The following is a 25,260-nucleotide window of genomic DNA, read 5'->3' as shown; positions in this document are numbered from 1 at the left end:
CCGGAATCCAGTAGCGATGCGCTACGAAAAGGCGAGAGACAAAAAGCGTTTTAGTTTTCGCACAACATCAGACGGTGACGTCACTGGATTCCGGCCTGCGCCGGAATGACGGTTGATTGAGGTCATGCTGCCAGTGCTGCGCGGATGCCTGGTGAATATCTATTCGCCACATATACAAAACGCCCCGCTAGCGGGGCGTTTGTGTGTCGGCTTCGATGTGCGGTGCGCTTCGCCGTCACGCGTGGGATTGTGAGGCCCATCCATGGGCCTCACCCCTCCGCGCTTGCGCGCTGCGGGGCCAGCCTGCGGCTGTCCTTGTTGTTCCTGACAACTAGCCGAACCGGTGGCTCGGCTTTGCCGAGTCACCGGTTCTCTGCACCCTCTCTCTCCGCCAGATACGCAAAACGCCCCTTGCGGGGCGTTTTGCGTATCTGGCGGAGAGAGAGGGATTCGAACCCTCGATAAGGCTTTTGACCCTATACTCCCTTAGCAGGGGAGCCCCTTCGGCCTCTCGGGCATCTCTCCATTTTTGTCCGCATTTCTGCGGAGCCGGCAAGGATACCGGCCGATGGGTCTTTCGTAAAGCCTTCAGGCGATCAATGCTCGTCCGAGCCGCCGCCTTCCGGTTTGTGCTCGTTCTGGATCCGCTGATAGATCTCTTCGCGATGCACGGCTACGTTCTTGGGCGCGTTGATGCCGATACGCACCTGATTGCCCTTCACGCCCAGGACGGTGACGGTCACCTCGTCGCCGATCATCAGGGTTTCGCCGACCCTGCGGGTCAGAATCAACATGTTTGCCACTCCATGAAAGCTATGTGGTCACAGGCCAGCAGATGATGAAACCTCACCCCTGAGTTACACCATCCGAGTTTTCGACGAACTGTCCATCGAAGGCCCTACCGCCTTCCCCGGCACAACGACGAGACGCTCGAAAGCGGCCGCCGGCTGGCTACGCACAACGCACGTAGCCGACATTCGACCGATACTAGCCGAGCGCCCGCGCGCTGCGCAATGCGCTCGGCCTATAGCATGTGGTCTATTCACCTAGGTTTTATCCAAGCCAGATTTATCCAGCGAGTCGCTCGCCGATCCAGGCCGGCAACGCTGCCAGCAAGCCCGGCAACGCGGCGGTGTCGGAGCCGCCGCCCTGGGCCATGTCCGGACGTCCGCCGCCCTTGCCGTCGATCTGGCTGGCCACGTGCGCGACCACGTCGCCGGCCTTGACGCGACCGAGCGCCTTGCCGTGCACGCCGGCGACGAGCGACACGCGGCCGTCCGCCGCGCCGGCAAGCAGTACCACGCAGTCGGCCAGCTGCTGCTTGAGCTGGTCGATGCCGTCGCGCAGTGCTTTTGCATCCAGGCCTTCGAGCCGGGCGGCCACCACCTTGATGCCGCCGACGTCCTGCGCGGATGCAGCCAGGTCGGCGGTGGCGGAACCGGCGGCCTTGGCGCGCAGCGATTCGAGTTCGCGCTCGAGCTTCTTCTGCTTGTCCAGCAGCTGACGCAGCTTGTCGACCACTTCGTCGCCGCTGGTCGACAGCAGCTGCGAGAGTTCGCCGAGGCGGCGCTCCTCGCCGGTCACGTAGGCGAGCGCGCCGGCGCCGGTGACCGCTTCGATGCGGCGCACGCCGGAGGCGACGCCCGCTTCGCTGACGATCTTGAACAGGCCGATGTCGCCGGTGCGGCCGACATGCGTGCCGCCGCACAGCTCGGTGGAGAACTCGCCCATGCGCAGTACGCGCACTTCGTCGCCGTACTTCTCGCCGAACAGCGCCATCGCGCCGAACTCGATCGCCTGGTTGTAACCCATCTGATGCACTTCGGCTTGCGCATTGCGGCGCACCTCGGCATTGACCAGGTCTTCGATGCGCGCGAGCTCGTCGGCCGAGACCGGCTTGAAGTGCGCGAAGTCGAAGCGCAGGCGCTCCGGCGCGACCAGCGAGCCCTTCTGCATGACGTGTTCGCCCAGCACCTTGCGCAGCGCGGCGTGCAGCAGGTGCGTGGCGGAATGGTTCAGCACGATGGCCTGGCGGCGCGCGCCATCGACCAACGCGTCGACCGCGTCGCCGACGCGCAGCGGCTGCGCGCCTTGCCACTGGCCGGCATGGCCGAAGAACACGCCGCCCATCTTGAGCGTATCGGCCACGTCGAAGCGGCCGGCACTGTTGGCGAGGCTGCCGGTGTCGCCGACCTGGCCGCCGGATTCGGCATAGAACGGCGTGCGGTCGAGGATCACCAGGGCTTCCTCGCCCTGGGCCAGCTGCTGCAGCTGGATGCCATCGCGCACGATGCCGACGACCTGGCTGCCCTGCGCGGAGATGGCGTCGTAGCCGAGGAAGTCGGTGGGCTTGAGCTGGCTGGCCAGTTCGGCCGGCATGTTGCCCTTCGCCTTGAAGCTGCCGCCCTTGCGGCCACGCTCCTTCTGCTCTTCCATCGCGCGGTCGAAGCCTTCCATGTCCACCGACAGGCCGCGTTCGCGCGCGATATCGGCGGTGAGGTCGACCGGGAAGCCGTAGGTGTCGTAGAGGCGGAACGCGTCGGCGCCCGGGATGGTGTCGCCGGATTTCCCCGCCACTTCGTCGAACAGGCGCATGCCGTGTTCCAGCGTTTCGCCGAAGCGCTGTTCCTCGGTGCGCAGGGCTTCTTCGACGAAGGCCTGCTTGGCCGCCAGCTCCGGATACGCCGCGCCCATCTCCTCGACCAGCGGCTGGACCATCTTCCAGAAGAAATCGCCGCGCACGCCGAGCATCCAGCCATGCCGCAGCGCGCGGCGGATGATGCGGCGGAGCACGTAGCCGCGGCCTTCGTTGGAAGGCAGCACGCCGTCGACGATCAGGAAGGAACAGGCGCGGATGTGGTCGGCGATCACGCGCAGCGACTTGTTGCCCATGTCCGGCGTGGCGGTGAGCTGCGCGGCGACCTTGATCAGGTGCTCGAACAGGTCGATCTCGTAGTTCGAATGCACGTGCTGCAGCACCGCCGCCAGGCGCTCCAGGCCCATGCCGGTGTCCACGCACGGCGCGGGCAGCGGCGACAGCGTGCCGTCAGGCGCGCGGTCGAACTGCATGAACACCAGGTTCCAGATCTCGATGTAGCGGTCGCCGTCCTCGTCCGGCGAGCCGGGCGGGCCGCCGGCGATCTCCGCGCCGTGGTCGTAGAAGATCTCGGTGCAGGGGCCGCAGGGGCCGGTGTCGGCCATCTGCCAGAAATTGTCGGAGGCGAAGGGCGCGCCCTTGTTGTCGCCGATGCGCACGATGCGCTCGGCCGGCACCCCCATTTCCTTGTGCCAGATGTCAAAGGCCTCGTCGTCGGTGTGATAGACGGTGACCCAAAGCTTCTCGGCGGGCAGCTTGAACACGCCGGTCAGCAGCTCCCAGGCGTAGCGGATCGCGTCGCGCTTGAAGTAGTCGCCGAACGACCAGTTGCCGAGCATCTCGAAGAAAGTGTGGTGGCGCGCGGTATAGCCCACCGAGTCCAGGTCGTTGTGCTTGCCGCCGGCGCGCAGGCAGCGCTGCACGTCGGCGGCGCGCGCGTAGGGCAGCTTCTCGCTGCCCAGGAATACGTTCTTGAACTGCACCATGCCCGAGTTGGTGAACAGCAGCGTCGGGTCGCTGGCCGGCACCAGCGAGCTGGACGGCACGATGGTGTGGTCCTTGGAGCGGAAGAATTCGAGGAAGGTGGAGCGGATGTCGGCCGTTTTCATGCGTGCGGATCGAAAGGTCTGTGGCGCCGGTGGCTGCAGGCCACGCCGCGACAGAGCCGGACGATCAGTCGCTTTCGTCGGCCAACTCGTCCACTTCGGCGTGGGTAAGACCTCTTACTGTGGCGGCGGGGAAGCCCCGACGCAAGAGAAACTGAGCCCTGCGCTGCTTTTCGGCCGGATCCGCGCTGGCCTTGCCGCCGTAGCGGCGGCGCAGCTGGGCGGCGGCGGATGCGGCCCAGTCCACCTCGGCGGCATCCAGCAGCGCGCGGATGCGCGCATCGGACAGGCCGTGGCTCTTCAGCTCGGCGCGCAGGCGCGCGGGACCGTAGCCCTGGGCGGCGCGGCTGCGCACCAGCATCTCGCCGAAGCGCTCGTCGTCCTGGTAGTGCTGCGCGCCGAGCCGGTCCAGCGCGGCCGCGGCTTCGTCGGCCTCGTAGCCGCCCTGGCGCAGCTTGCGGCCCAGCTCGCGGCGGGAGTGTTCGCGCCGCGCGAGCATGCCCAGCCCCTTGGCGTAGGCCGTGGCCTTCTCCCGTTTTTCAGATGATTGCTTATCCGGAGAAGACTTGTCGGAGCGGTCTTTAGGCATGCGCTGTATCCGGCGTCAGCAGTTGATCGCGACCAGGCCCAGCCAGAACGCTCCCACCAGGCCCGCGAAGGCGCCGATGGCCAGGCCGATGACGGCGACCACGCCTTGCGCCAGCAGACGCGCCAACAGGCTGCGCTGGGCGGGTACGGTCGGAGCTGGTGTGGTGGCCATGCGGAACGTCTCCAGGCGGCTCAATGCGTGGCAGGCCGTGCGGCGATCCGGCCTGTGATCTGGTCCGCCAGGTCGCCGGCGTCCTGGCCGGCCTGGTGGACCGCGTTCAAGATCGCAGGCGCATCCAGGCCGCCGGGGCGCGAGGCCTCGGCCAATGCCCAGGTGCGCGCGGCGCGACGGCCGCTGCGGCAATACAGCAGGACCGGGGTCTGCTCGCGGGCCAGCGTGCGGCCCAGCGTTTCGACCGCGCCGGAGGGCACGTCGCCGTGCGCCACCGGGATGTAGTCGAACTGGAGCCCCTGCCCCGCGGCCGCCTCGCCCATCGTGCTGGCCGAGGGCTGCCCGGCGGCTTCATGGTCCGGGCGCAGGTCGACCACGGCCCGGAACCCTTGCGATTTCAGCGCCGCCAGCTGCTCCGGGCCGATCTGCTCGGAAATCCACACGCCCGGCACGAGGGCCTTGGCATCGACGTGCGCCTTGGCGTCGCCGTGCCGGTCGAATGCGGCGGTGGCCAGCACCGCCGCCGCACCGAGCACGATGGCCGCGATAAAAGTCCAGCGTAGCTTAGGCATGTTCCCTGCCCCTTATTGCCCGGATCGGGCATGACCCGGCCGAGTATGGACGGACCATGCTGATTAGATCAGGCTGGCTCCGATCAGGCTTCCTCGAGCGCTTCCTCGGACGCCGGCGTGCCCTTGCCGCTGCTCACCAGCAGGCGGGCACGCAGTTCCTTGTCCACTTCGTTGGCGATGGCCGGGTTGTCGCGCAGGAACTGGCGCACGTTCTCCTTGCCCTGGCCGATACGGTCGCCCTTGTAGCTGTACCAGGCGCCGGACTTCTCGATCAGGTTCTGCGCCACGCCCAGCTCGATGATCTCGCCCTCGCGCGAGCTGCCCTCGCCGTAGAGGATCTCGAACTCGGCCTGGCGGAACGGCGGCGCCACCTTGTTCTTGACCACCTTGACGCGGGTCTCCGAACCGATCACTTCCTCGCCCTTCTTCACCGCGCCGATGCGGCGGATGTCCAGGCGCACCGAGGCGTAGAACTTCAGCGCGTTGCCGCCGGTGGTGGTCTCGGGGCTGCCGAACATCACGCCGATCTTCATGCGGATCTGGTTGATGAAGATCACCAGGCAGTTGGACTTCTTGATGTTGGCGGTGAGCTTGCGCAGCGCCTGGCTCATCAGGCGGGCGTGCAGGCCGACGTGGGAGTCGCCCATCTCGCCTTCGATTTCCGCCTTCGGCGTGAGCGCGGCGACCGAGTCGACCACCACCACGTCCACCGCGCCGGAGCGCACCAGCATGTCGGCGATTTCCAGCGCCTGCTCGCCGGTGTCGGGCTGGGAGACCAGCAGGTCGTCCACGTTGACGCCCAGCTTGGCGGCGTAGGTGGGGTCGAGCGCGTGCTCGGCGTCGACGAAGGCCGCGGTGCCGCCGTTCTTCTGGCAGTTGGCGATCACCTGCAGGGTGAGCGTGGTCTTGCCCGAGGATTCCGGGCCGTAGATCTCGACCACGCGGCCGCGCGGCAGGCCGCCCACGCCAAGCGCGATGTCCAGGCCCAGCGAACCGGTGGACACCGTCTCGATGGCGTCGTCGGTGCGGTCGCCCATGCGCATGACCGCGCCCTTGCCGAACTGCTTTTCAATCTGGCCGAGGGCGGAGGCGAGCGCCTTGCGCTTGTTGTCATCCATCGTCTGGTATCCCGAATGCTTGAGGAGTGGTGGTCAGGTGCCGTGCATGATGCGCCCGCCGTGTCTCAGGGACTGCGATCACGCAGACGAGCAGTATCCCATACCGGTCAAGTCCGCCCGTGTAGGCGAAAACTGGTCAATCCGTCAGCGCCTTGCGCACGCCGACGAGGGCAGCGGCCACGGTCTGGCGCCGGATCGCCTCGCGATCGCCGTCGAACCGGAACAGCCGGCCATGCGCATAGCCGCCACGGCGCTTCCAGCCGATCCACACCGTGCCCACCGGCTTGTCCGGCGTGCCGCCGCTGGGCCCGGCGATGCCGGTGACCGCCACCGCCATGCCCGCGCCGAAGCGCGCCAGCGCGCCGGAAACCATTTCCAGCACGGTCTCCTCGCTGACCGCGCCGGTGCGTTCGAGCGTGCGCGGGTTGACGCCGAGCAAGGCTTCCTTCGCCTCGTAGCTGTAGGTCACCACGCCGGCGTCGAACCAGGCCGAGCTGCCCGGCAGGTCGGTAAGCGCCTTGGCGATCCAGCCGCCGGTGCAGGACTCGGCGGTGACCAGCATCAGCTTGGCGGCCAGCGCGGCCTCGGCTACCTCGCGGGCGAGCGCCGCGAGATCGGCGTCGGTGGGAAGGGACGACAACGACATGGAAACTCCACAACAAGCGGGGCGCACCGGATGCTCAGGTGCGAAGCGGGCTGTTCTACCCCTTAATGACGTGCGGGCCAAGACTTGACCCGCGGCGACTCCAGCGCTTGCGACGGATCCGCACTCAGAAATCGTAGCTGCCGCTCAACAGCACGCTGCGCCGCTCCACCAGCGGCACGAAGCTGTCGTCGAAATCCTCTGCGCGCAGCTGCCGCCCCAGCAGGTTGCGCACACCCAGGGTCACGCTCCAGCGCGGCGCGCGGTAAAAAATATTGGCGTCGAGGCTGTACTGGCCGGGATTGCGGAAGGTGAGCCGGTCGGTGCCGAACCAGTTGCCGTCGAGCAGGCTGATGGCGCTGCTGCGCGCGTGCACGCCGGCGCCGATGCCCCAGCTGGCTCGCGCCGCGGGATCGAAGGTGTAGCTGGTCCAGGCGTCGAAGCGATGCCGCGGCGCACCGGGAACCGGCGCGCCGTCGTGCTTGCGCACGCGCGCATAGGTGTAGCTCGCGCTGACATCCAGCCCCGGCGCCAGCCGGCCGTTGAGCTCCGCCTCGAAACCCTGGTTGGTCTGGCCGGGGCCGCGATAGCCGAAATACGGCGGCTTCGGCGAGAACAGGTCGGTGCTGCGGTCGAGCATGATCCGGTACCAGGCCACGGTCAGGCGCGCCCGGTCCTGGGCGAGGTCGAACTTGGCGCCGGCTTCCAGCTGCCGCGACAGCGCCGGCAGCAGCGGCTTGCCATTCTTGCCGAGCACCGTGTCGGGCTGGAAGCCGTGCGACAGGCTGGCATAGAGCGCCACCCCGGGCCGCGGTTTGTAGACCAGGCCGAGGTTGGGCACCCATTCCGCCTTGCGCCGCGTCCACGGCCTGCCGTCGAGATGCTCGGTTTCCAGCACGTAGGCGGAGCGGCGGATCGCCACCAGCGCGTTCCAGCGCTCGCCCAGCTGGATCTGGTCCTGCAGGAACAGGCCGCTGTCGGTGATCCAGGGATTGCCGGAAAACGCGAACTTGCTGGCGCCGAACGGGTGCACCACCTGGTCCGAGGTCAGCGAGTCGACCGGCGGCAGGCGTTCGCCGCCCAGGATGTCGACGCTGCCGTCGCCGACGGTGGCCTGCACATCCTCGAAGCGGCCGACGCGGGCGCGCGAGTAGTCGAAGCCGAGCATCACCTTGTGGCGCGTGGCGCCGAGCTCGAACGCCGCGACCAGTTCGTTCTGCAGCGTATAGAACGCGTCCGTGTAGCGGTACTTGTCCGCCAGCGCGAACGCGCTCTGGTCGTATGGCGAGAAAAACACCCACCAGGCCTGCTGCATGCTGGACTCGTGCACGTACTGCGCGCGGCTGCGCAGCGACCAGGTGTCGTCGAAGGCGTGCTCGAACAGGTAGTAGTAGCGGGTCGTGCGGAACTGCGCGTGGTCCTGCGCATTGCCCAGCAGCAGTCCGGGCGGCGTCGCCGACGATGGCGTGCCGTCCGACCAGGCGACGTGGTCGGGCATCGGAAAGCGGTTGACCATGCGCGACAGGCCGACGATCCATTGCGTATCGCGCCCGTTCCAGCCCAGCGAAGGCGCGACGTAGTTGGTGCGCCGCCCGGCATAGCCCTGCGGCGTAAGGTCGGTGCGGTCCAGCGAGAACACCGCGCGATAGAGCCAGCGCCCGTCGCCATCGAGCTTGCCGGCGAAGTCGCCGTCGAGCTGGGTATCGCCATGGCTGCCCAGCGCCCAGCTCAGCCGGTGCACCGGCGTGGCCTGCGGCTTCTTCATCACCAGGCCGACCAGGCCGCCGAAATTGTTGTTGGCCGAGACGTCGCCCAGGATCGACTGCGGCCCGCGCGGCACTTCGATGCGCTCCACCGCCACCAGCGGCGGCAGGTCGCCCACGCCGACCACCGCGTTGGGCATGCCGTCGGTCAGGCCGTTGCCGGTGCGGAAGCCGCGGATGAAGAACTGCGGCAGGCCCACGTTGGTGTCCAGGTATTGCACGCCGGCCACGGTACGCAGCGCGTCGGGCACGGTGCGGTCCTGGCGCGCATCCATCAGGTCGCGGGTGACCAGGCCGATCGACTGCGGCAGGTCGGCCGGATCGGCGTCCATGCGCACCGAGCCGTTGGCGAAATCCGCCCGGTAGCCCTCGGCGAACAGTCCCACCGCGCGCACCGGTGCCAGGTCGGTGACCGGCACCGGCGGCGTTTCGGCATGGCTGGCCGGCGCCGATGCCGGCCGGATCACCACGGTGGTGGCGCCGATGTAGCGATAGGTCAGCGTGGTGTCGCGCAGCAGCTGGGCCAGCGCGTCTTCGCGCGCCAGTTCGCCCTGCACCGGCGCGGAGCGCAGCGCGGCCGCCAGCTGGCCGGAGACCAGCACCTGCACATTGGCCTGGCTGCCGTAGGCGATCAGCGCCGAGGCGAGCGGCTGGGCGGGGATGGCGAAGCGCAGGCGCGCCTGGACAGCGCTGTCATCGTTCGCCGCGGCTGCACGGGACGTCCACGGCGACGCCACCATGCAGCCGCAAGCGAACAGCCACCCGAAACGCCCCATGTCCCTCGACGAGTCCCAGACGAAAACGAGGAGTGTGACATGGCAGGCAAATCAATAGGAATTCGTCTTAGTCCGAAATGCAGGCATCGATTCAGCCGTCCGTCGGCCAAGCTTGCACCTCACTGACGCGCGGTCGGTTCGCGACGGCTCAGCACCACCTCGTCCGGCCGCATCTCCACGCGCAGCGGCAGCACCTGCGGCAAGGCTTCCAGCCAGCGGTCGATGGCGTCGGTGCGGACGGTGCCACTGAAGGCCAGCGAGCCCAGCCCGGCGTCCGCGATGCGCACCGGACGGCGGCTGTAGCGATTGAGGCTGGCGATCACCACCTCCAGCGGCTCGTTGTCGAATTCCAGGCGCTGCTCGCGCCAGGCCGCGGTCCGCGCCGGATCGACCTGGCTCAGCTGCAGCCCGGCTCCCGGCACATAGACCACGCGCTGGCCGGCGACGGCTTCGTGCACGCCGACGGCGCCGGGCGCGGTGACCAGCACGCGGCCCTCGGCCACGTCGACGATCACCCGGTCACCGCCGCGCCGCACATCGAACGCGGTGCCGATGTCGCGGATATGTACCTGGCCGGCGCGTACTTCGAACGGCGTGTCGTCCGGGGCGATCTGGAAAAAGGCTTCGCCTTCGTTCAACTCCACCTTGCGCAGCTGGCTATCGAAGCGCGCGGCCAGCCGCGTGGCGCCGCCCAGTGCGACGCGGGTGCCGTCCGGCAGGCGGATGTCCTCGCGCTGCGCCACGGCGCTGGCGTAATCGCGCGCCACGGTGGCGGTGAGCAGGCCCCACGCCAGGTAGCCGCCGACCGCCGCCGCGGCGAAGCCGGCGGCCCAAGCCAGCGGCAGCCACGGGCGGCCAGGCCGGCGGGCCGGGAAGGCTCGTCGCAGCGTGGCGCGCGAGGCATCGTCCAGCAGCTCCACCTCGTCGGCGAGCGCATTGACGCGCTCGAACGCGGCCAGGTGCGCCTCTTCCGCGGACCAGGCGATCCACTGCAGCAGGGTCGCCTCGGACACGTCGGGATCGCGCAGGCGCAGGCGCCAGTCGGCGGCGGTGCGCAGCAGCGCTTCTTCGTTCGCATGGATGCCGGACATCAGCATTCCTCCATCTGGTCGACCCGCGCCCGGCAATGCGCCAGGGCCCGCGTCACGTGGTAGCGCACCATGCGCTCGCTCAGCTTCATGGCGCGCGCCACCGCGCCGAAATCCAGGCCTTCGACCATGTGCGCCATGAAGGCTTCCCTCGTCTTCGGCGGCAGTTCGCCCAGCGCCTGTTTCAAGCCATGCAGGCGTTCGACCGCCATCGCCCGGCGTTCCGGCGCCGGCGCGGTCTGCGCTTCGCGGATCGCCACCTCGTCGACCGCGCGGGCATGAATGCCGCGCTGGCGCAGCCGGTCCATGGCCAGGTTGGAAGCGGTGCGGAACAGATAAGCGCGCAGGTCGTCGACGCTGTCGGGACGCGCCAGCGTCAGCATGCGCACGTAGGCTTCCTGCGCGACCTCCTGCGCGTCCGACGGCGATTGCAGCCGGCACTGCAGGAACGCCAGCAGCGCACGGTGATGCGTGCGGCACAGCGCTTCGAGGCGAGCGACATGCGTCGCCGTGCGGGTGGCCGGATCGTCCGGATGGGGGCTCACGGTATCCACGCGGGCTCCTGCGGCAGGAAGGGCATCAACGGTGCAGCGCCGCGCGGCGCGAGCTGCGGCGCGCTGTCGGCATGCGGCGCGGCGCGCCCCAGGGCATCGGTCAGGATGCGTTCGGCGGCGACGCGCAGCGCCTCGCGCCGGCGGAATGCGGCGCGGTGCTGGCTGGGCACCTCCGCCTCGCTCTTGCGCGGCGCGTCCAGCGGCAGCGCGAACCAGTCGCCGCCGGCCTCGGCCACGCCGTGCTGCTCGGTCCAGAACGCATCGTAGTCCGCCTGGAACGAGCCCGCGCGGCGGCGGCTCAGCGGATGCGCCCGGTTGGCGATGCCCAGCACGCGGCCAATGCCGGCATGGCGCGCGAACGCGCAGGCCAGCGACAGCATCAGCTGCTTCGGGCGCAGGCCGTGCATCTGCCTGGTGAGTTCGCGCACCACCTCGCGCGCATCGTCGCCGCCGGGGCCCTGCAGGCAGCCGACGGCCAGCGCCCGGCCGTCGTCGATCACGGTGAACACGATGCGGTACAGCGTGCGCCCGCCGATCTCCTCCAGCTGGATGCCCAGCTCGCCTTCGCAGCCCTTGTCGATCGAAGGACGCAGGCTCAGCACCAGCTCGCTGCCATCCTTCAGCGCCAGCAGGCCGAGCGGCACGCCGCCCTCGACATAGATCGCGTCGAACAGCGGCGCCGGCAGCTTCGCCAGAGCGAAGCGGTAGTGCGCCAGCAGCGCGCGCAGGCGATCGCGGCGACGCCAGCCGTCATTGACGAAGCGATGCAGATGGCGCTCGAGCAGGCGCGGATCGCGGCGGCGGCAGGCGCGCATGCGCGGCTCGCTCTGCACGAAGCGCAGGTAGCGCGTATGCAGCAGCGGCAGGCACAGCGCGCGGGCCAGGTACTTGGCCGCTTCGCGCAGCCGTGCGCGCGGCGCCTGCGGCCAGTCCTGGCGCTGGCGCAGCGAGGCGAGCCAGCCGTGTACCGGCGCGACGGGCAGGTGCCGCCGCAAGCGCGCGGCCATGTCCGGGACCATGCCCATGGCGATGCCATCCGGGGAATGAGGGCGGGTGTTCAAGCGGGGAAGCTCGCGAATCGTTAGAGACCCCCGGAGGACGAACTTGCCAGGCGTTTTTGAAATGCGACGGCGGCACCCCGGTACCTGTCGCGTCAGTGACTTGCGCCGCTCCCCTCGTTTGCCGCGCCCCCAGGCCGTATGCTTCGCCTCTTTCGCTCCACCTTCCGCCGTCGCCGCGAACCACGCGGCCAGCCCGCGCCGGAAGCGCCACCGGAACGCACGGACACCGATGACGGACGCCCATCTCGAACACACCCCGCTCATGCGCCAGTACCTGACGGCCAAGGCCGCGCACCCCGAGGTGCTGCTGTTCTTCCGCATGGGCGATTTCTACGAGCTGTTCTACGACGACGCGCGCAAGGCGGCGCGCCTGCTCGACATCACGCTCACCCAGCGCGGCCAGTCGGCCGGCCAGCCGATTCCGATGGCCGGCGTGCCGTATCACGCGCTGGAGAACTACCTGGCCAAGCTGGTGCGGCTGGGCGAGTCGGTGGCGATCTGCGAGCAGATCGGCGATCCGGCGCTGGCCAAGGGCATCGTCGAGCGCAAGGTGGTGCGCATCGTCACGCCGGGCACGGTGACCGACGCCGCCCTGCTGGAAGAACGCCGCGACAACCTGCTGCTGGCCATCGCCGCCGGTCCGCAGGCCAGCTACGGCCTGGCCTGGGTGGATCTGGGCAGCGGCCGCTTCCTGCTCAGCGAAGTGCCCGGCGCCGAGGCGCTGGCGGCGGAACTGGCGCGCCTGCAGCCGGCCGAGACCCTGGTCGACGAAGCGGTGGCCTGGCCCAAGCTGGTCAGCACCCTGCCCGGCCTGCGCCGGCGGCCGCCCTGGCATTTCGACAGCGATGCGGCGCGGCGCGAATTGAACCGCTTCTTCGGCACGCGCGACCTCGGCGGCTTCGGCGTCGACAACCTGCCGCTGGCGATCGCCGCCGCGGGCTGCCTGCTGGGCTATGTCGAGGAGACCCAGAAGAGCGCGCTGCCGCACGTCTCCGGCATGGCGGTGGAAAGCGCCGGCGAGACCATCGCGATGGACGCCGCCACGCGCCGCAACCTCGAACTGGACACGCATCCCAGCGGCCGCACCGAGCACACCCTGCTCGGCGTGCTGGACGAAAGCGTGACGCCGATGGGCGCGCGCCTGCTGCGCCGCTGGCTCAACCGCCCGCTGCGCGCGCGCGACACGCTGCGCCGGCGCCACCAGGCGATCGGCGCGCTGCTCGACAACCGCGCCTACGAAAATCTGCGCGAACGCCTGCGCGGCATCGGCGACCTGGAACGCATCCTGGCCCGCGTGGCGCTGCGCTCGGCGCGTCCGCGAGATCTCTCCACGCTGCGCGACGGCCTCGCCGCCGCACCATTGCTGCGCGAAGAGATTGCCGCGCTGGACAGCCCGCTGCTGCATGCCCTGGTCGAGCGCATCGGCGACCACGCCGACAACGCCGCCCTGCTCGCCGCCGCGGTGGTGCCGCAGCCGCCGGTGCTGCAGCGCGACGGCGGCGTGATCGCCGACGGTTACGACGCCGAACTGGACGAACTGCGCCGCCTGTCCACCCACGCCGACCAGTACCTGGTCGAGCTGGAGGAACGCGAGAAGGCCGCCAGCGGCATCGCCACGCTGAAGGTCGGCTACAACCGCGTGCACGGCTACTACATCGAGATCAGCAAGGCGCAGTCCGAGAAGGCGCCGACGCACTACACGCGCCGCCAGACCACCAAGAACGCCGAGCGTTACATCACCGAGGAACTGAAGACATTCGAGGACAAGGTGCTTTCGGCCAAGGAGCGCTCGCTGATGCGCGAGCGCGCGCTGTACGAGGCGCTGCTGGACACGCTCACCGAACGCCTGGAACCGCTGAAGTCCGCCGCCGCCGCGATGGCTGAGCTCGACGTGCTCGCCACCCTGGCCGAGCGCGCGTCCGCGCTGGACTGGAGCCAGCCGCAGCTCACCGACGAACCGGGCCTGCGCATCGAGCGCGGCCGCCACCCGGTGGTGGAGAAGGTGCGCGCCGAGCCGTTCGAGCCCAACGACCTGAAGCTCGACGACGCGCGCCGCATGCTGGTGATCACCGGTCCGAACATGGGCGGCAAGTCGACCTACATGCGGCAGAACGCGCTGATCGTGCTGCTCGCGCATATCGGCAGCTACGTGCCGGCCAGCGCGGCGGCGATCGGGCCGGTCGACCGCATCTTTACCCGCATCGGCGCGGGCGACGACCTGTCGCGCGGCCAGTCCACCTTCATGGTGGAGATGAGCGAGACGGCCAACATCCTGCACAACGCCACCGAGTCCAGCCTGGTGCTGATGGACGAAGTGGGCCGCGGCACCAGCACCTACGACGGCCTGGCGCTGGCACGCGCCGCGGCGGTGCACCTGGCCGCCAGCAGCCGCGCGTACACGCTGTTCGCCACGCATTATTTCGAGCTGACCGAGCTGGCCAACGAATATCCGACCATCGCCAACGTGCACCTGGATGCGGTCGAATACGGCGAGCAGCTGGTCTTCATGCATGCGGTGAAGGAAGGCCCGGCCAACCGCAGCTTCGGCCTGCAGGTGGCGGCGCTGGCCGGCCTGCCCAAGTCGGTGATCGCCGATGCGCGGCGCACGCTGGCGGAGCTGGAGCGCGGCATGCATCAGCAGGCATCGGCGGCGAAGCTGAAGATGGACGATTCGCCGCAGCTGGGGCTGTTCGCGCCGGCGGAGCCGTCAGCGGCGGAGCGCGCCTTGGAGGAAGTCGATCCGGATGCGTTGACGCCGCGCGAGGCGTTGGAGGTGTTGTATCGCCTCAAGGCATTGCTTTGAGGCGATCTGATTTGTGCCCGGCGTTGAGGCGCGAGGAAGGCGCCGGCAGCCGGATGAGGATTCGAGCGGAGCTGAGCGCATCGCTGTTGCGCTCCGCCCGAACCCTCACCCCAACCCCTCTCCCGGAGGGAGAGGGGATCACCTCATCTTTTCAAGTTGGAACCCTTCTCCCTCCGGGAGAAGGTGGCGGCAGCCGGATGAGGGTACGGCCGGAGCGATGCACATCACCCTCGCGCTCCGCCCGCACCCTCACCCCACCCCCTCTCCCGGAGGGAGAGGGGATCACCTCATCGTTCCAAACTGGATCCCTTCTCCCTCCGGGAGAAGGTGGCGGCAGCCGGATGAGGGTTCGGGCGGAGCGGTGCACATCACGCTTGCGCTCCGCCCGTACCCTCACCCCACCCCCTCTCCCGGAGGGAGAGGGGATCACCTCACCGTTTCAAAGTGGAACCCTTCTCCCTCCGGGAGAAGGTGGCGGCAGCCGGATGAGGGTTCGGTCGGAGCGGTGCACATCCCACTTGCGCTGCGCCCATATCCCCTAAGGCAATAACAGTCCGATGCACTTACGCCGCCACCGGCAATGGCGCCGGGAACGGCTCGCGCCACGCCGGCAGCGCCATCATCCGTTCGTGCCAGCGCTGGATGTTCGCAAAGTCGTCCACCGGCAGGCGCGCCTCTTTCGCCCACGGCAGCAGCACGCCCACGCCGAAATCGGCGATGCTGAGCTTGTCGCCGACCAGGTAATCGCGCGTCGCCAGATGCGCATCGAGAATGGCCGCGAAGCGCAGGAAGAAACCGGTCGCCTCTTCCACTGCCGCCGGATTCGGTTCGCCCAGACCCGCCCACGGCTTGATCACATGCTCGAAGTACAGCGAGCTGCCGTGGCGCGAGAAATGCGCGATGTCCCAGGACAGCCAGCGCAATACTTCCACCTGGCTGGCGGCGTCCGACGGCCACAGGTCAGAGCCTGCTTTTACCGCCAGATGGGCCATGATCGCCGTGCTTTCCCACAGATGCAGGTCGCCGTCGACCAGCAACGGCACCTTGCCGTTGGGGTTCTGCTCGAGGAAGGCGGGCGCGCGATGCTCGCCCTTGGACAGATCCACCCGGATGAACTCCACCGGCGATCCCAGATACTTCGCGACCGCACATGCCTTGCGCGGGTTCATGGTCTCTGCGTAGTACAACTTCATGGTCATGCCTCCATGGGAATGAGGGCTCCGCCCTCGGGGGAATGAGCGGAAGTCTGCCGGCGAACTACATATGTTCAAGAACATATTCTGCTTCGGGAGTAGGCTTGCGCCGCTTCCCCTGCCCTGCATGACGCCGCCATGCCCTACACCGCCGAGCACAAGCAGAAAACCCGCCAGCGCATCGTCGAGTGCGCGCGCGAGCTGTTCAATCGCCGCGGATTCTCCGAGGTATCCATCGACGAGATCATGCGCCACGCGGGCCTGACCCGCGGCGGCTTCTACAACCACTTCAAGGCGAAGGAAGAGCTGTACGCCGAGACCGTCGCGGCCTACATGCATTTCGATCCGTCGCAGCGCTGGAGCGGCATCCGGTTCGATCCGCAGGCGACCGGCACGGCCTGTGCGCAGCAGATGGTCAACATCTATCTGTCCACCGCGCATCTCCAAGACGTCGAAGGCCATTGCCCGCTGGTCGCCCTGCCCGCCGACGCGGCGCGCGCCGGTCCGCAGGCGCGCATGGCCTACTGCAAGCTGGTCGAGCACATGGCCGGCATGCTGAGCGGCGGCCTGGAAGGTTTCGAAGGCGAAGAGGCGCGCAAGCGCGGCCTGGCGATCACCGCGCTGTGCGTGGGCGGCATGGTGCTGGCGCGCACCATCGACGATCCGGCCTTCGTGGAGGAAGTGCGGCTGGCGGCGCGCGACCTGGCCTTGCAGCTGATCGGACCGGACGCCGGCACATCGATAGCCTGAAGCTATGGCAAGCATCGGAACAATCTAGTTCACCTAAGGAGGCCACCTGCGTAGATTTGGAACGGCAAGCCAGCCGACGCCAGCCAGCCACTTCGACCAGAAGGAATTCCCCGTGAATCAAGATCCCCATATCGTCACTCCCACTTCCGAGACGGCGCCCGAGCTGGCGCGCGAGTCGAAGTGCCCGGTCCATCACGCCGGCAAGAGCGGCACCAGCAACAAGGACTGGTGGCCGAATCAGCTGAATCTGAAAATCCTGCACCAGCATTCCCCGCTGTCCGATCCGATGGACGGCGATTTCGATTACGCCAAGGCCTTCGACCAGCTCGACTTCGAGGCGCTCAAGCGCGACCTGCGCGCGCTGATGACCGATTCGCAGGACTGGTGGCCGGCCGACTTCGGCCACTACGGCCCGCTGTTCATCCGCATGGCCTGGCACAGCGCGGGCACCTATCGCACCGGCGACGGCCGCGGGGGCGCCGGCGCGGGCCAGCAGCGTTTCGCGCCGCTCAACAGTTGGCCGGACAACGGCAACCTGGACAAGGCGCGCCGCCTGCTGTGGCCGATCAAGCAGAAGTACGGCCGCAACATCTCCTGGGCCGACCTGATGATCCTGGCCGGCAACGTCGCGCTGGAATCGATGGGCTTCAAGACCTTCGGCTTCGCCGGCGGCCGCCCCGACGTGTGGGAGCCGGAAGAAGACGTCTACTGGGGCACCGAGACCGCCTGGCTGGGCGGCGACAAGCGCTACTCCGGCGAGCGTGACCTGGAGAACCCGCTCGCGGCCGTGCAGATGGGCCTGATCTATGTGAACCCGGAAGGCCCCGAGGGCAAGCCCGATCCGCTCGCCGCGGCGAAGGACATCCGCGAGACTTTCGCCCGCATGGCGATGAACGACGAGGAGACCGTCGCGCTGATCGCCGGCGGCCACACCTTCGGCAAGACCCACGGCGCCGGCCCGGCCGAGCACGTGGGCGTGGAGCCCGAAGGCGCCGATATCGAGGAACAGGGCCTGGGCTGGCGCAGCAGCTTCAACAGCGGCAAGGGCTCGCATGCGATCACCAGCGGCCTGGAAGTGACCTGGACCAGCTCGCCGACCAAGTGGAGCAACAATTTCTTCTGGAATCTGTTCGGCTACGAGTGGGAGCTGACCAGGAGCCCGGCCGGCGCGCACCAATGGAAGCCCAAGGGCGACGCCGGCGCGAACACGGTGCCGGACGCGCACGACAGCTCCAGGCGCCACGCCCCCGCCATGCTGACCACCGACCTGGCGCTGCGCTTCGATCCCGCCTACGAAAAGATCTCGCGGCGCTTCCTGGAGAACCCGGACCAGTTCGCCGACGCCTTCGCCCGCGCCTGGTTCAAGCTGACCCATCGCGACATGGGCCCGCGCGCCCGCTATCGCGGTCCGGAAGTGCCGGCCGAAGACCTGATCTGGCAGGACCCGATCCCGGCGGTCGACCACCCGCTGGTCGAGGCGAACGACCTCGCCGCGCTCAAGAGCAAGCTGCTCGCCTCGGGCCTGTCCGTGGCCGAGCTGGTCTCCACCGCCTGGGCCTCGGCTTCCACCTTCCGCGGCTCCGACAAGCGCGGCGGTGCCAACGGTGCGCGCATCCGCCTCGCGCCGCAGAAGGACTGGGCCGCCAACCAGCCGGAACAGCTGGCCAAGGTGTTGAAGGTGCTGGAAGGCATCCAGCGCGAGTTCAACGCGGCGCAGTCCGGCGGCAAGCGGATCTCGCTGGCCGACCTGATCGTGCTGGGCGGCAACGCCGCCGTCGAACAGGCGGCGAAGCAGGCCGGCGTCGATGTCGCGGTGCCGTTCGCGCCGGGCCGCATGGACGCCACGCAGGAGCAGACCGACGTCGAATCCTTCGCCGTGCTCGAGCCGGTGGCGGATGGCTTCCGCAACTTCCTCAAGCGGCGCTACAGCGTGCCGTCGGAGGTGCTGCTGGTCGACCGGGCCCAGCTGCTGACGCTGAGCGCGCCGGAGATGACGGTGCTGGTCGGCGGCCTGCGCGTGCTCGACACCAATGCCGGCCATACCAGCCATGGCGTGTTCACCCGGCGCCCCGGCACGCTGAGCAACGACTTCTTCGTCAACCTGCTGGACATGGGCACGCAGTGGAAGGCGGTGTCGCACGACCTGTACGAAGGGCACGACCGCCACACCGGCGAACTGAAATGGACCGCTACGCGCGCCGACCTGGTGTTCGGCTCCAACTCCCTGCTGCGCGCGGTGGCCGAGGTGTACGGCAGTGCAGATGCCCAGGCGAAGTTCGTGCGCGACTTCGTGGCGGCGTGGGGCAAGGTGATGAATCTGGACCGGTTCGATCTGGCCTGATCCGCTTTACGCGGAAGCAAAACAAAGCGCCGCAGCGTGGCCACGCTGCGGCGCTTTTTTGTTGTCACGACACCTGCGTAGGTTGGGGTGAGCCGCAGGCGAACCCCAACATCGCCACCTTCAGGCGCATCGCATTGTTGGGGTTCGCCTGCGGCTCACCCCAACCTACGTCGATAGAGGCACTGTTACACCGCCAGGCCGGACAACCCGCTCGGAATCTCCTCGCACGGCAGCACCGGCTCGGCCGTGGCCACTTCCACCGGCTCCGGCGCCCGTGCCGGCAGCCGTCCGACGCGCACCAGCCGGTCGATCGACTGCTGGATCTCGCGCCGGCCGAACGGCTTCTTGAGGAAGTCGTCGGCGCCGAAGCGCTGCACGTAGAACTGTTCGGTGGCCTGCGGATTGCCGCTGATCATCACGATCGGGATGTCGCGGGTGAGCGGGTCGTGCCGCAGCGCACGCAGCACGGCGAAGCCGTTCATGCCGGGCAGCACGATGTCCAGGAAGATCAGCGCCGGCTGTTCCTCGCGCGCGAGTTCCAGCGCGCTTTCGCCGTCGGCCGCCTTGAGCGTGCCGTAGCCTTCCTGGGCAAGATGGCGGCCCAACACGGCCAGCAGGGTCGGCGAGTCGTCGACCATCAGCACGCGCGTGCCTTCGGTCGCCTGCAGCCGCACAGGCTCCGCCTGATCGAGTGGCGTGGCGCCGAGCAGGCGCTTGAAGAATCCGATTCCAGACATGATGAGCGGCCCCTTTTCCGCTGGCTGCCGGGGCGGAACACGCCATCGCGCCGCGCCGTAGCCGATGCGCATGCTCGCTCAGACGCGCCGAATAAACTGCGATGCGCTGCTCACAGGGAATCCTTTAGCCGTCGCAATTCCCGACGTTCCTGCTTGTCCGGGCGCCTCGGCGGGCCGGAAGCACCGGTCAGGCGGCGCTGTTCGCGCGTGGCTTCGCGCGCGGCGAGGCTGGCTTCGGTCTCGCGATAAAGCGCCTGCGCCACCGGTGCCGGGCCGCGCTGTTCGCTCAGCGCCAGTACCTCCACTTGCAGGCGTTCCTCGCCGCGGGTGATGCGCAGCATGTCGCCCAGGTGCAGGGTCTTGGCCGGCTTGCAGCCCAGGTCGTTGACGGCGATCTTGCCGCCGTCGATCGCCTGCTTGGCCAGGCTGCGGGTCTTGAAGAAGCGCGCGGCCCAGAGCCATACGTCCGCGCGCACGGCGCTCGAAGAGGATTCGCTCATGCGGCCATTATCCGCCCAGCAGCAGGTTCGCCAAAGGCACCGTGGCGAGCGAGAGCACGATGCCGGCGCCCAGCACGGTATTGGCCAGCGAAGGTTCGAGCCCGTGTTCGTCGGCGAGGATCGCCGCCGAGATCATCGGCGCCATCGCCGCCTGCAGCACGCCGATGGTCAGCACCAGTCCGCCCACGCCCGCCGCCACGCCGACAGCCAGGCTGAGCAGGGGCGCCAGCGCCAGTTTCCACGCCAATCCCAGCGCCAGCGGCCCGGCCTGCCGCTCGCCGAGCTTGAACTGGAACTGCAGGCCCACCGAGAACAGCGCCAGCGGCGTCAGCGTCGCGCCGACCTGGCCCAGCACGCCGTCGACGATGGTCGGCCAGCCGCCGAGCGCACCGGCAATGCCGCCCAGCACCAGGGCGAGAAACGCCGGAAAGGTGAGGATGCGGCGCACGATCGCAGCCGCATCGGTCGAACCGCCCGCATAAAGATTGGCCACCACCACGCCAGCCGAGGCCAGCAGCGGAAAGCAGCCGAGCTGGTCGGCCACCACCGCCAGGGTCAGGCCCTCCGAGCCGTGCAGCGCCTGCATCATCGGATAGCCCATGAACGAGGTATTGCCCAACCCGCACACCAGGGTGAGCGCGCCGATGCGCCCGCGCGACCAGCCCAGCCAGCGGCCCAGCAGCGCAAACAGGCCCCAGGCGCCGAAGAAGGTGATCCACATCGTGGCCACCGGAAACCACAGCTGCGCATCGACCTGCACCTTCGGCACCAGCTGCAGCACCAGCGCCGGCAGCGCGATGTTGATCACCCACCAGTTGATGCCCTGCACCGTGCCCGCCGGCGGCCGCGCGTAGCGCCGGACCAGCAGGCCGAGCAGGAGACAGGCGAACAGCAGGATCAGGGCAGTCATCGGCAGCGGGCGGGCCTGGGGGCAACGACGGGTGAGCAGCCGCTAGTGTCGCAGCTTCGCCGCGAGCTTCGCCCGGCCGGCGCGAAGGCGCGATGGATAGGCCCATAATCCGCTCCTCGCCCACGACGAAGGCACGCACCGATGCGCGACACGGACGCCCTGGTGATCGGCGCGGGCCCCGCCGGCCTGGCCTGCGCGGCGGTGCTCGGCCGGCATGGTCTGCACGCCAGCATCCTGGAAAAGGCCTCGACGGTGGGTGCGGTATGGCGCCGCCACTACGACCGCCTGCACCTGCACACCGACCGCGGCCACTCCGCCCTGCCCGGCCTGCCGATGCCGCGGGACTATCCGCGCTATCCGTCGCGGGCGCAGGTGGTGGCGTATCTGGAAAGCTATGCCGCGCACTTCGCGCTGCGCCCCGAATACGGCAGCGCGGCGCGCGCGATCCGCCGGACGGAAAGCGGCTGGCGCGTCGAAACGCCGGCGCGCGACTGGGCCGCGCCGATCGTGGTGATCGCCACCGGCTGGGCCGACTTCCCGCATGTGCCGGCCTGGCCGGGACAGGCCAGCTACACCGGCGAGGTGCTCCACAGCAGCGCTTACCGCAATCCGGCGCCCTATGCCGGACGGCGCGTGCTGGTGGTGGGCTTCGGCAATTCCGGCGGCGAGATCGCGCTGGACCTGGCCGAGGCCGGCATCGACGTGAGCATGGCCGTGCGCAGTCCGGTCTGCATCCTGCCGCGCGAACTGCTGGGCCTGCCGATCCTCACCTGGGCCATCGCCCAGGCCGGCCTGCCGTCGGGGCTGGCCGATGCGCTCAATGCGCCGGCGATCCGGCTCGCCGTCGGCTCCATCGAACGCCTGGGCCTGATGAAAGCGCCGAAGGGACCGCGCCGGATGATCGCCGAGGACGGCAAGATTCCCTTGCTGGACATCGGCACGGTGGCGGCGATCCGCGACGGCCGGATCAAGGTGCGCGGCGGCATCGAGCGCTTCGACGCGCATGGCGTCCGCTTCGAGGCCTCGCCCGCCACCGGCGGCGAGCCGCTGAGCGAAGCCTTCGACGCGGTGATCCTCGCCACCGGTTTCCGCCCCGACCTGCGCACCCTGCTGCCGGACACGCCGCAGGCCCTGGACGCGCGAGGCCAGCCACGGATCACCGGCCAGGCGGCCGCCCCCGGGCTGTTCTTCTGCGGACAGCATCCCTCCCCCACCGGCCAGCTGCGCGAGATCGGCATCGAGGCCGAGCGGATCGGTCGGCTGGCGGCGGCCCTGGTGCGTTGACAGGGCTACGGGCCGGGATCAGAGTCTTCCGCCGGGAGGAGGTCGTCCCTGCGACTCGGAGGTCCCCCAACCTCCACACAAGGAGTCAACCATGAAGCGTTTCCGTTTCCTCGCGGTACTGGGCATCTCGCTCGTCGCGTCCCAGGCGACGGCAGCGAGTGAATCGCTCAGCGATTTCCCCTTGAAGACCCTGCCGGTGCTGATCAACGTCGATGCCGCGGGCAAGATCACCGATGCCTCGCCGGCGATGCATCTGCCGCCCAACCTCGAGCGGCTGCTGCGCACCAACCTGGACGAAATGGTCTCCGGCCCCGCGCACTGGAAGGGCAAGGCGATCAGCAGCCAGTGCATCATCAACGTGTCGCTGAAGGCGTCGCCGCGCGATGACGGCAACTACGACGCCGGCTTCGCCTACCTGTCCAGCCAGCCGGTGCCGCTCGGCCGCTGGCACTGGGTCAACCTGGACGGCCGCCGCCTGATGCTGGCCAGCGACGATTTCCCGCGGCATACCTATCCGCACTACGACGGCGATCCGCGGCTGCGTGGCGGAGTGGTCTCTCCGTACGCCCGCAGTGCGCCGCCGATGCCGGCCATGCGGCAGGCGGCCGCCCCGCCGCCGCCCCCGCCGGCTCCCGCCAAAGGTCGCTGAGCGCCAAGCCAACGAAAAAGCCCGCCGTCACCGGCGGGCTTTTTTCATGCGCGATACGGCATGTAGGTTGGGGTGAGCCGCAGGCGAACCCCAACATCCGCCACCTTTGTACGCATCGCAACGTTGGGTGTCAGCCGAGCAGCACGCGGTTCATGCGCTGCACGAACGCCGCCGGATCCGGCAGCTGCGCGCCGGCCGCGATCTCCGCCTGCTCCAGCAGCAGGTTGGCCAGGTCGCCGGCCCTGGTTTCGTCGCCCTCCGCCTCGACCCGCTGCAGCAGGGCGTGGCGCGGATTGATCTCCAGCACCGGCTTGCTTTCCGGCATGTCGTGCCCGGCCTCGCGCAGCAGGCGCGCCAGGTGCGGGGCCATCTCGTAGTCCGACAGCGCCAGGCAGGATGGCGAGTCGGTGAGGCGCGCCGATACGCGCACGTCCTTCACGCGCTCGCCCAGCAGCGACTTGAGCTTGTCGAGCAGCGGCGCGGCCGCCGCGCTGGCTTCCTGCTGCCGCTGCTTGTCCGCCTCGTCCAGCGGCAGCTCGCCCTTGGCCACGTTCTGCAGCTTCTTGCCGGCGTATTCGTTGAGACTGCCGAGCATCCATTCGTCGATGCGGTCGGACATCAGCAGCACTTCGATGCCCTTGGCCTTGAACGCTTCCAACTGCGGGCTGCCGATGGCGGCGGCGTGGCTGTCGGCGGTGATGTACCAGATGATGTCCTGGCCCGGCGCCATGCGCAGGATGTAGTCGTCCAGCGACACGGCCTGCGCCGCGCCCTCGCCCTTGGTGGAAGCGAAGCGCAGCAGCTTGGCGATGCGCTCGCGGTTGGCGTGGTCCTCGGCGATGCCTTCCTTGAGCGTGTTGCCGAAGGCCTTGTAGAAGGTGGCGAATTTCTCGGGCTCGTCGCGCGCCATCTTCTCCAGCAGGTCGAGCACGCGCTTCACGCAGGCGCTCTTGATGCGCTCCAGCTGGCGGTTCTGCTGCAGGATCTCGCGGCTGACGTTGAGCGGCAGGTCGTCCGCATCCACCACGCCGCGCACGAAGCGCAGGTAGTTCGGCAGCAGTTCCTCGGCGGCGTCCATGATGAAGACGCGCTTGATGTACAGCTTCAGGCCCTTGCGCTCGTCGCGCCCGCCCATCATCAGCTCGAACGGCGGCTGCGCGGGGATGTACAGCAGGGTGGTGAAGCTCTGGCTGCCCTCGACGCGGTTGTGCGCCCAGGCCAGCGCGTCGTTGAAATCGTGGCCGAGCGACTTGTAGAAGCTCTGGTAGTCCTCGTCGCTGATCTCCGACTTGGGCTTGGTCCACAGCGCCGAGGCGGCGTTGACGGTCTCCCACTCCTCGCCCGGCTTGCCGTCCTGCTCGACCGGCAGGCGGATCGGGAAGGCCACGTGGTCGGAGTAGCGGGTGATCAGCGATTTCAGCGTCCACGGCTGGAGGAATTCGTCCTCGTCGGCCTTCAGGTGCAGGATCACCGCGGTGCCGCGCTCGGCCAGCTCCACGCGCTCCAGCGAATATTCGCCCTTGCCGTCGCTCTCCCACTTCACGCCCTCGCCGGCCGGCGCGCCGGCGCGGCGGGTCAGCACGGTGACGCGGTCGGCGACCACGAAGGCCGAATAGAAACCCACGCCGAACTGGCCGATCAGGCGGGCGTCGGTCTTCTGCTCGGCGCTCATCGCGTCCAGGAAACGCCGCGTCCCGGAGCTGGCGATGGTGCCGATATTGGCGACCACCTCGTCCACGTTCATGCCGACACCGTTGTCGCGCACGGTGACGGTGCGCGCCTGCGGATCCCAGCTCACGTCGATGTGCAACTCGCCGTCGCCGGCCAGCAGCTCCGGCTGGGCGATCGACTCGAAGCGCAGCTTGTCGCAGGCGTCGGAGGCATTGGAGATCAGCTCGCGCAGGAAGATTTCCTTGTGCGAGTACAGCGAGTGGGTCACCAGGTGCAGGACCTGGGCGACTTCGGCTTCGAATTTGCGGGTTTCGGTAGTCATGGACGCGCTCGTGGCGTGGATGGCTGACGGAGGTGGGGTCGAACAATAACAAGGGAGGCGGGC

21 protein-coding genes and 1 tRNA gene are annotated in these 25,260 nt (G+C 68.7%); 5 read left to right on the top strand and 17 right to left on the bottom strand.

Annotation, left to right across the window (positions count from 1 at the left end; genetic code table 11):
* Positions 1-432 precede the first annotated feature (432 nt).
* From BM172_RS07475 to BM172_RS07425, 12 genes are all read right to left on the bottom strand, one after another.
* Positions 433-525: transfer RNA gene (locus tag BM172_RS07475), tRNA-Ser, on the bottom strand.
* A gap of 71 nt (positions 526-596) precedes the next feature.
* Positions 597-794 (bottom strand): carbon storage regulator CsrA, encoded by a 198-nt coding sequence (csrA, locus tag BM172_RS07470; RefSeq protein WP_026636242.1) that lies wholly within the window; start codon positions 792-794, stop codon positions 597-599.
* 274 nt (positions 795-1,068) lie between these two features.
* Positions 1,069-3,705 (bottom strand): alanine--tRNA ligase, encoded by a 2,637-nt coding sequence (gene alaS, locus BM172_RS07465; protein WP_026636241.1) that lies wholly within the window; start codon positions 3,703-3,705, stop codon positions 1,069-1,071.
* Between the two features lie 64 nt (positions 3,706-3,769).
* Positions 3,770-4,291, bottom strand: coding sequence for a regulatory protein RecX (locus BM172_RS07460; RefSeq protein WP_026636240.1), 522 nt, complete (start codon positions 4,289-4,291; stop codon positions 3,770-3,772).
* 15 nt (positions 4,292-4,306) lie between these two features.
* Positions 4,307-4,462 carry a hypothetical protein gene (locus BM172_RS22470; RefSeq protein WP_155964725.1) on the bottom strand — a complete coding sequence of 52 codons (156 nt, stop codon included), beginning with the start codon at positions 4,460-4,462 and terminating at the stop codon, positions 4,307-4,309.
* A 20-nt stretch (positions 4,463-4,482) separates the two neighbouring features.
* Entirely contained in the window at positions 4,483-5,034 is a 552-nt protein-coding gene (locus BM172_RS07455) for a protein tyrosine phosphatase family protein (protein ID WP_051548932.1), read from the bottom strand.
* An 83-nt stretch (positions 5,035-5,117) separates the two neighbouring features.
* Positions 5,118-6,152, bottom strand: coding sequence for a recombinase RecA (gene recA, locus BM172_RS07450; RefSeq protein WP_026636239.1), 1,035 nt, complete (start codon positions 6,150-6,152; stop codon positions 5,118-5,120).
* Between the two features lie 136 nt (positions 6,153-6,288).
* The gene (locus BM172_RS07445; protein WP_026636238.1) at positions 6,289-6,798 is read right to left on the bottom strand and encodes a CinA family protein; all 510 of its coding nucleotides are present in this window, start codon (positions 6,796-6,798) and stop codon (positions 6,289-6,291) included.
* Between the two features lie 124 nt (positions 6,799-6,922).
* The gene (locus tag BM172_RS07440; RefSeq protein ID WP_026636237.1) at positions 6,923-9,334 is read right to left on the bottom strand and encodes a TonB-dependent siderophore receptor; all 2,412 of its coding nucleotides are present in this window, start codon (positions 9,332-9,334) and stop codon (positions 6,923-6,925) included.
* A gap of 119 nt (positions 9,335-9,453) precedes the next feature.
* The gene (locus BM172_RS07435; protein WP_231504233.1) at positions 9,454-10,425 is read right to left on the bottom strand and encodes a FecR family protein; all 972 of its coding nucleotides are present in this window, start codon (positions 10,423-10,425) and stop codon (positions 9,454-9,456) included.
* Entirely contained in the window at positions 10,425-10,976 is a 552-nt protein-coding gene (locus BM172_RS07430; protein ID WP_051548930.1) for an RNA polymerase sigma factor, read from the bottom strand. Before BM172_RS07430 ends, BM172_RS07435 begins: the two co-directional genes overlap by 1 nt.
* The gene (locus tag BM172_RS07425) at positions 10,964-12,001 is read right to left on the bottom strand and encodes a VirK/YbjX family protein (RefSeq protein WP_051548929.1); all 1,038 of its coding nucleotides are present in this window, start codon (positions 11,999-12,001) and stop codon (positions 10,964-10,966) included. Before BM172_RS07425 ends, BM172_RS07430 begins: the two co-directional genes overlap by 13 nt.
* 265 nt (positions 12,002-12,266) lie before the next feature.
* Here BM172_RS07425 and mutS point away from each other — a divergent pair, with 265 nt between their 5' ends.
* The gene (gene mutS / locus BM172_RS07420) at positions 12,267-14,840 is read left to right on the top strand and encodes a DNA mismatch repair protein MutS (RefSeq protein ID WP_026636235.1); all 2,574 of its coding nucleotides are present in this window, start codon (positions 12,267-12,269) and stop codon (positions 14,838-14,840) included.
* 563 nt (positions 14,841-15,403) lie between these two features.
* Here the strand turns inward: mutS and BM172_RS07415 are convergent.
* Positions 15,404-16,033, bottom strand: a complete 630-nt coding sequence (locus tag BM172_RS07415) for a glutathione S-transferase family protein (protein ID WP_026636234.1) — start codon at positions 16,031-16,033, stop codon at positions 15,404-15,406.
* A gap of 138 nt (positions 16,034-16,171) precedes the next feature.
* Between BM172_RS07415 and BM172_RS07410 the strand changes: the two genes are divergently transcribed.
* A complete protein-coding gene (locus BM172_RS07410; protein WP_026636233.1) occupies positions 16,172-16,783 on the top strand; it encodes a TetR/AcrR family transcriptional regulator in 612 nt (203 codons plus the stop codon).
* Between the two features lie 163 nt (positions 16,784-16,946).
* Complete coding sequence (gene katG / locus BM172_RS07405) at positions 16,947-19,124, top strand: catalase/peroxidase HPI (protein WP_026636232.1); 2,178 nt, start codon at positions 16,947-16,949, stop codon at positions 19,122-19,124.
* A 185-nt stretch (positions 19,125-19,309) separates the two neighbouring features.
* Here katG and BM172_RS07400 read toward each other — a convergent pair whose 3' ends face one another.
* From BM172_RS07400 to BM172_RS07390, 3 genes are all read right to left on the bottom strand, one after another.
* Entirely contained in the window at positions 19,310-19,861 is a 552-nt protein-coding gene (locus BM172_RS07400; protein WP_035323769.1) for a response regulator, read from the bottom strand.
* A gap of 110 nt (positions 19,862-19,971) precedes the next feature.
* On the bottom strand, positions 19,972-20,361 hold the full coding sequence (locus tag BM172_RS07395; protein WP_026636231.1) for an RNA-binding S4 domain-containing protein: 390 nt from the start codon (positions 20,359-20,361) through the stop codon (positions 19,972-19,974).
* Positions 20,362-20,368: 7 nt separating this feature from the next.
* Positions 20,369-21,271 carry an AEC family transporter gene (locus tag BM172_RS07390; protein ID WP_026636230.1) on the bottom strand — a complete coding sequence of 301 codons (903 nt, stop codon included), beginning with the start codon at positions 21,269-21,271 and terminating at the stop codon, positions 20,369-20,371.
* A gap of 141 nt (positions 21,272-21,412) precedes the next feature.
* Here BM172_RS07390 and BM172_RS07385 point away from each other — a divergent pair, with 141 nt between their 5' ends.
* The gene (locus BM172_RS07385) at positions 21,413-22,555 is read left to right on the top strand and encodes a flavin-containing monooxygenase (protein WP_026636229.1); all 1,143 of its coding nucleotides are present in this window, start codon (positions 21,413-21,415) and stop codon (positions 22,553-22,555) included.
* A 91-nt stretch (positions 22,556-22,646) separates the two neighbouring features.
* Complete coding sequence (locus tag BM172_RS07380) at positions 22,647-23,204, top strand: hypothetical protein (RefSeq protein WP_051548927.1); 558 nt, start codon at positions 22,647-22,649, stop codon at positions 23,202-23,204.
* A gap of 130 nt (positions 23,205-23,334) precedes the next feature.
* Here BM172_RS07380 and htpG read toward each other — a convergent pair whose 3' ends face one another.
* Complete coding sequence (gene htpG, locus BM172_RS07375; RefSeq protein ID WP_035323767.1) at positions 23,335-25,197, bottom strand: molecular chaperone HtpG; 1,863 nt, start codon at positions 25,195-25,197, stop codon at positions 23,335-23,337.
* Between the last annotated feature and the right edge of the window lie 63 nt (positions 25,198-25,260).

The sequence above is a fragment of the Dyella marensis genome, assembly GCF_900112865.1.
In the GTDB taxonomy this organism is placed as follows: domain Bacteria; phylum Pseudomonadota; class Gammaproteobacteria; order Xanthomonadales; family Rhodanobacteraceae; genus Dyella_D; species Dyella_D marensis_A.
Note: the sequence above shows the minus strand (reverse complement) of the source record. Positions and strands in the feature narration are given on the sequence as shown.

What these genes read in the sequence shown, in the direction of transcription:
- csrA (WP_026636242.1), bottom strand. Translation starts at nt 794, where the DNA reads ATGTTGATTCTGACCCGCAGGGTCGGCGAAACCCTGATGATCGGCGAC.
- alaS (WP_026636241.1), bottom strand. Translation starts at nt 3,705, where the DNA reads ATGAAAACGGCCGACATCCGCTCCACCTTCCTCGAATTCTTCCGCTCC.
- BM172_RS07460 (WP_026636240.1), bottom strand. Translation starts at nt 4,291, where the DNA reads ATGCCTAAAGACCGCTCCGACAAGTCTTCTCCGGATAAGCAATCATCT.
- BM172_RS22470 (WP_155964725.1), bottom strand. Translation starts at nt 4,462, where the DNA reads ATGGCCACCACACCAGCTCCGACCGTACCCGCCCAGCGCAGCCTGTTG.
- BM172_RS07455 (WP_051548932.1), bottom strand. Translation starts at nt 5,034, where the DNA reads ATGCCTAAGCTACGCTGGACTTTTATCGCGGCCATCGTGCTCGGTGCG.
- recA (WP_026636239.1), bottom strand. Translation starts at nt 6,152, where the DNA reads ATGGATGACAACAAGCGCAAGGCGCTCGCCTCCGCCCTCGGCCAGATT.
- BM172_RS07445 (WP_026636238.1), bottom strand. Translation starts at nt 6,798, where the DNA reads ATGTCGTTGTCGTCCCTTCCCACCGACGCCGATCTCGCGGCGCTCGCC.
- BM172_RS07440 (WP_026636237.1), bottom strand. Translation starts at nt 9,334, where the DNA reads ATGGGGCGTTTCGGGTGGCTGTTCGCTTGCGGCTGCATGGTGGCGTCG.
- BM172_RS07435 (WP_231504233.1), bottom strand. Translation starts at nt 10,425, where the DNA reads ATGTCCGGCATCCATGCGAACGAAGAAGCGCTGCTGCGCACCGCCGCC.
- BM172_RS07425 (WP_051548929.1), bottom strand. Translation starts at nt 12,001, where the DNA reads ATGGGCATGGTCCCGGACATGGCCGCGCGCTTGCGGCGGCACCTGCCC.
- mutS (WP_026636235.1), top strand. Translation starts at nt 12,267, where the DNA reads ATGACGGACGCCCATCTCGAACACACCCCGCTCATGCGCCAGTACCTG.
- BM172_RS07415 (WP_026636234.1), bottom strand. Translation starts at nt 16,033, where the DNA reads ATGAAGTTGTACTACGCAGAGACCATGAACCCGCGCAAGGCATGTGCG.
- BM172_RS07410 (WP_026636233.1), top strand. Translation starts at nt 16,172, where the DNA reads ATGCCCTACACCGCCGAGCACAAGCAGAAAACCCGCCAGCGCATCGTC.
- BM172_RS07400 (WP_035323769.1), bottom strand. Translation starts at nt 19,861, where the DNA reads ATGTCTGGAATCGGATTCTTCAAGCGCCTGCTCGGCGCCACGCCACTC.
- BM172_RS07395 (WP_026636231.1), bottom strand. Translation starts at nt 20,361, where the DNA reads ATGAGCGAATCCTCTTCGAGCGCCGTGCGCGCGGACGTATGGCTCTGG.
- BM172_RS07390 (WP_026636230.1), bottom strand. Translation starts at nt 21,271, where the DNA reads ATGACTGCCCTGATCCTGCTGTTCGCCTGTCTCCTGCTCGGCCTGCTG.
- BM172_RS07385 (WP_026636229.1), top strand. Translation starts at nt 21,413, where the DNA reads ATGCGCGACACGGACGCCCTGGTGATCGGCGCGGGCCCCGCCGGCCTG.
- BM172_RS07380 (WP_051548927.1), top strand. Translation starts at nt 22,647, where the DNA reads ATGAAGCGTTTCCGTTTCCTCGCGGTACTGGGCATCTCGCTCGTCGCG.
- htpG (WP_035323767.1), bottom strand. Translation starts at nt 25,197, where the DNA reads ATGACTACCGAAACCCGCAAATTCGAAGCCGAAGTCGCCCAGGTCCTG.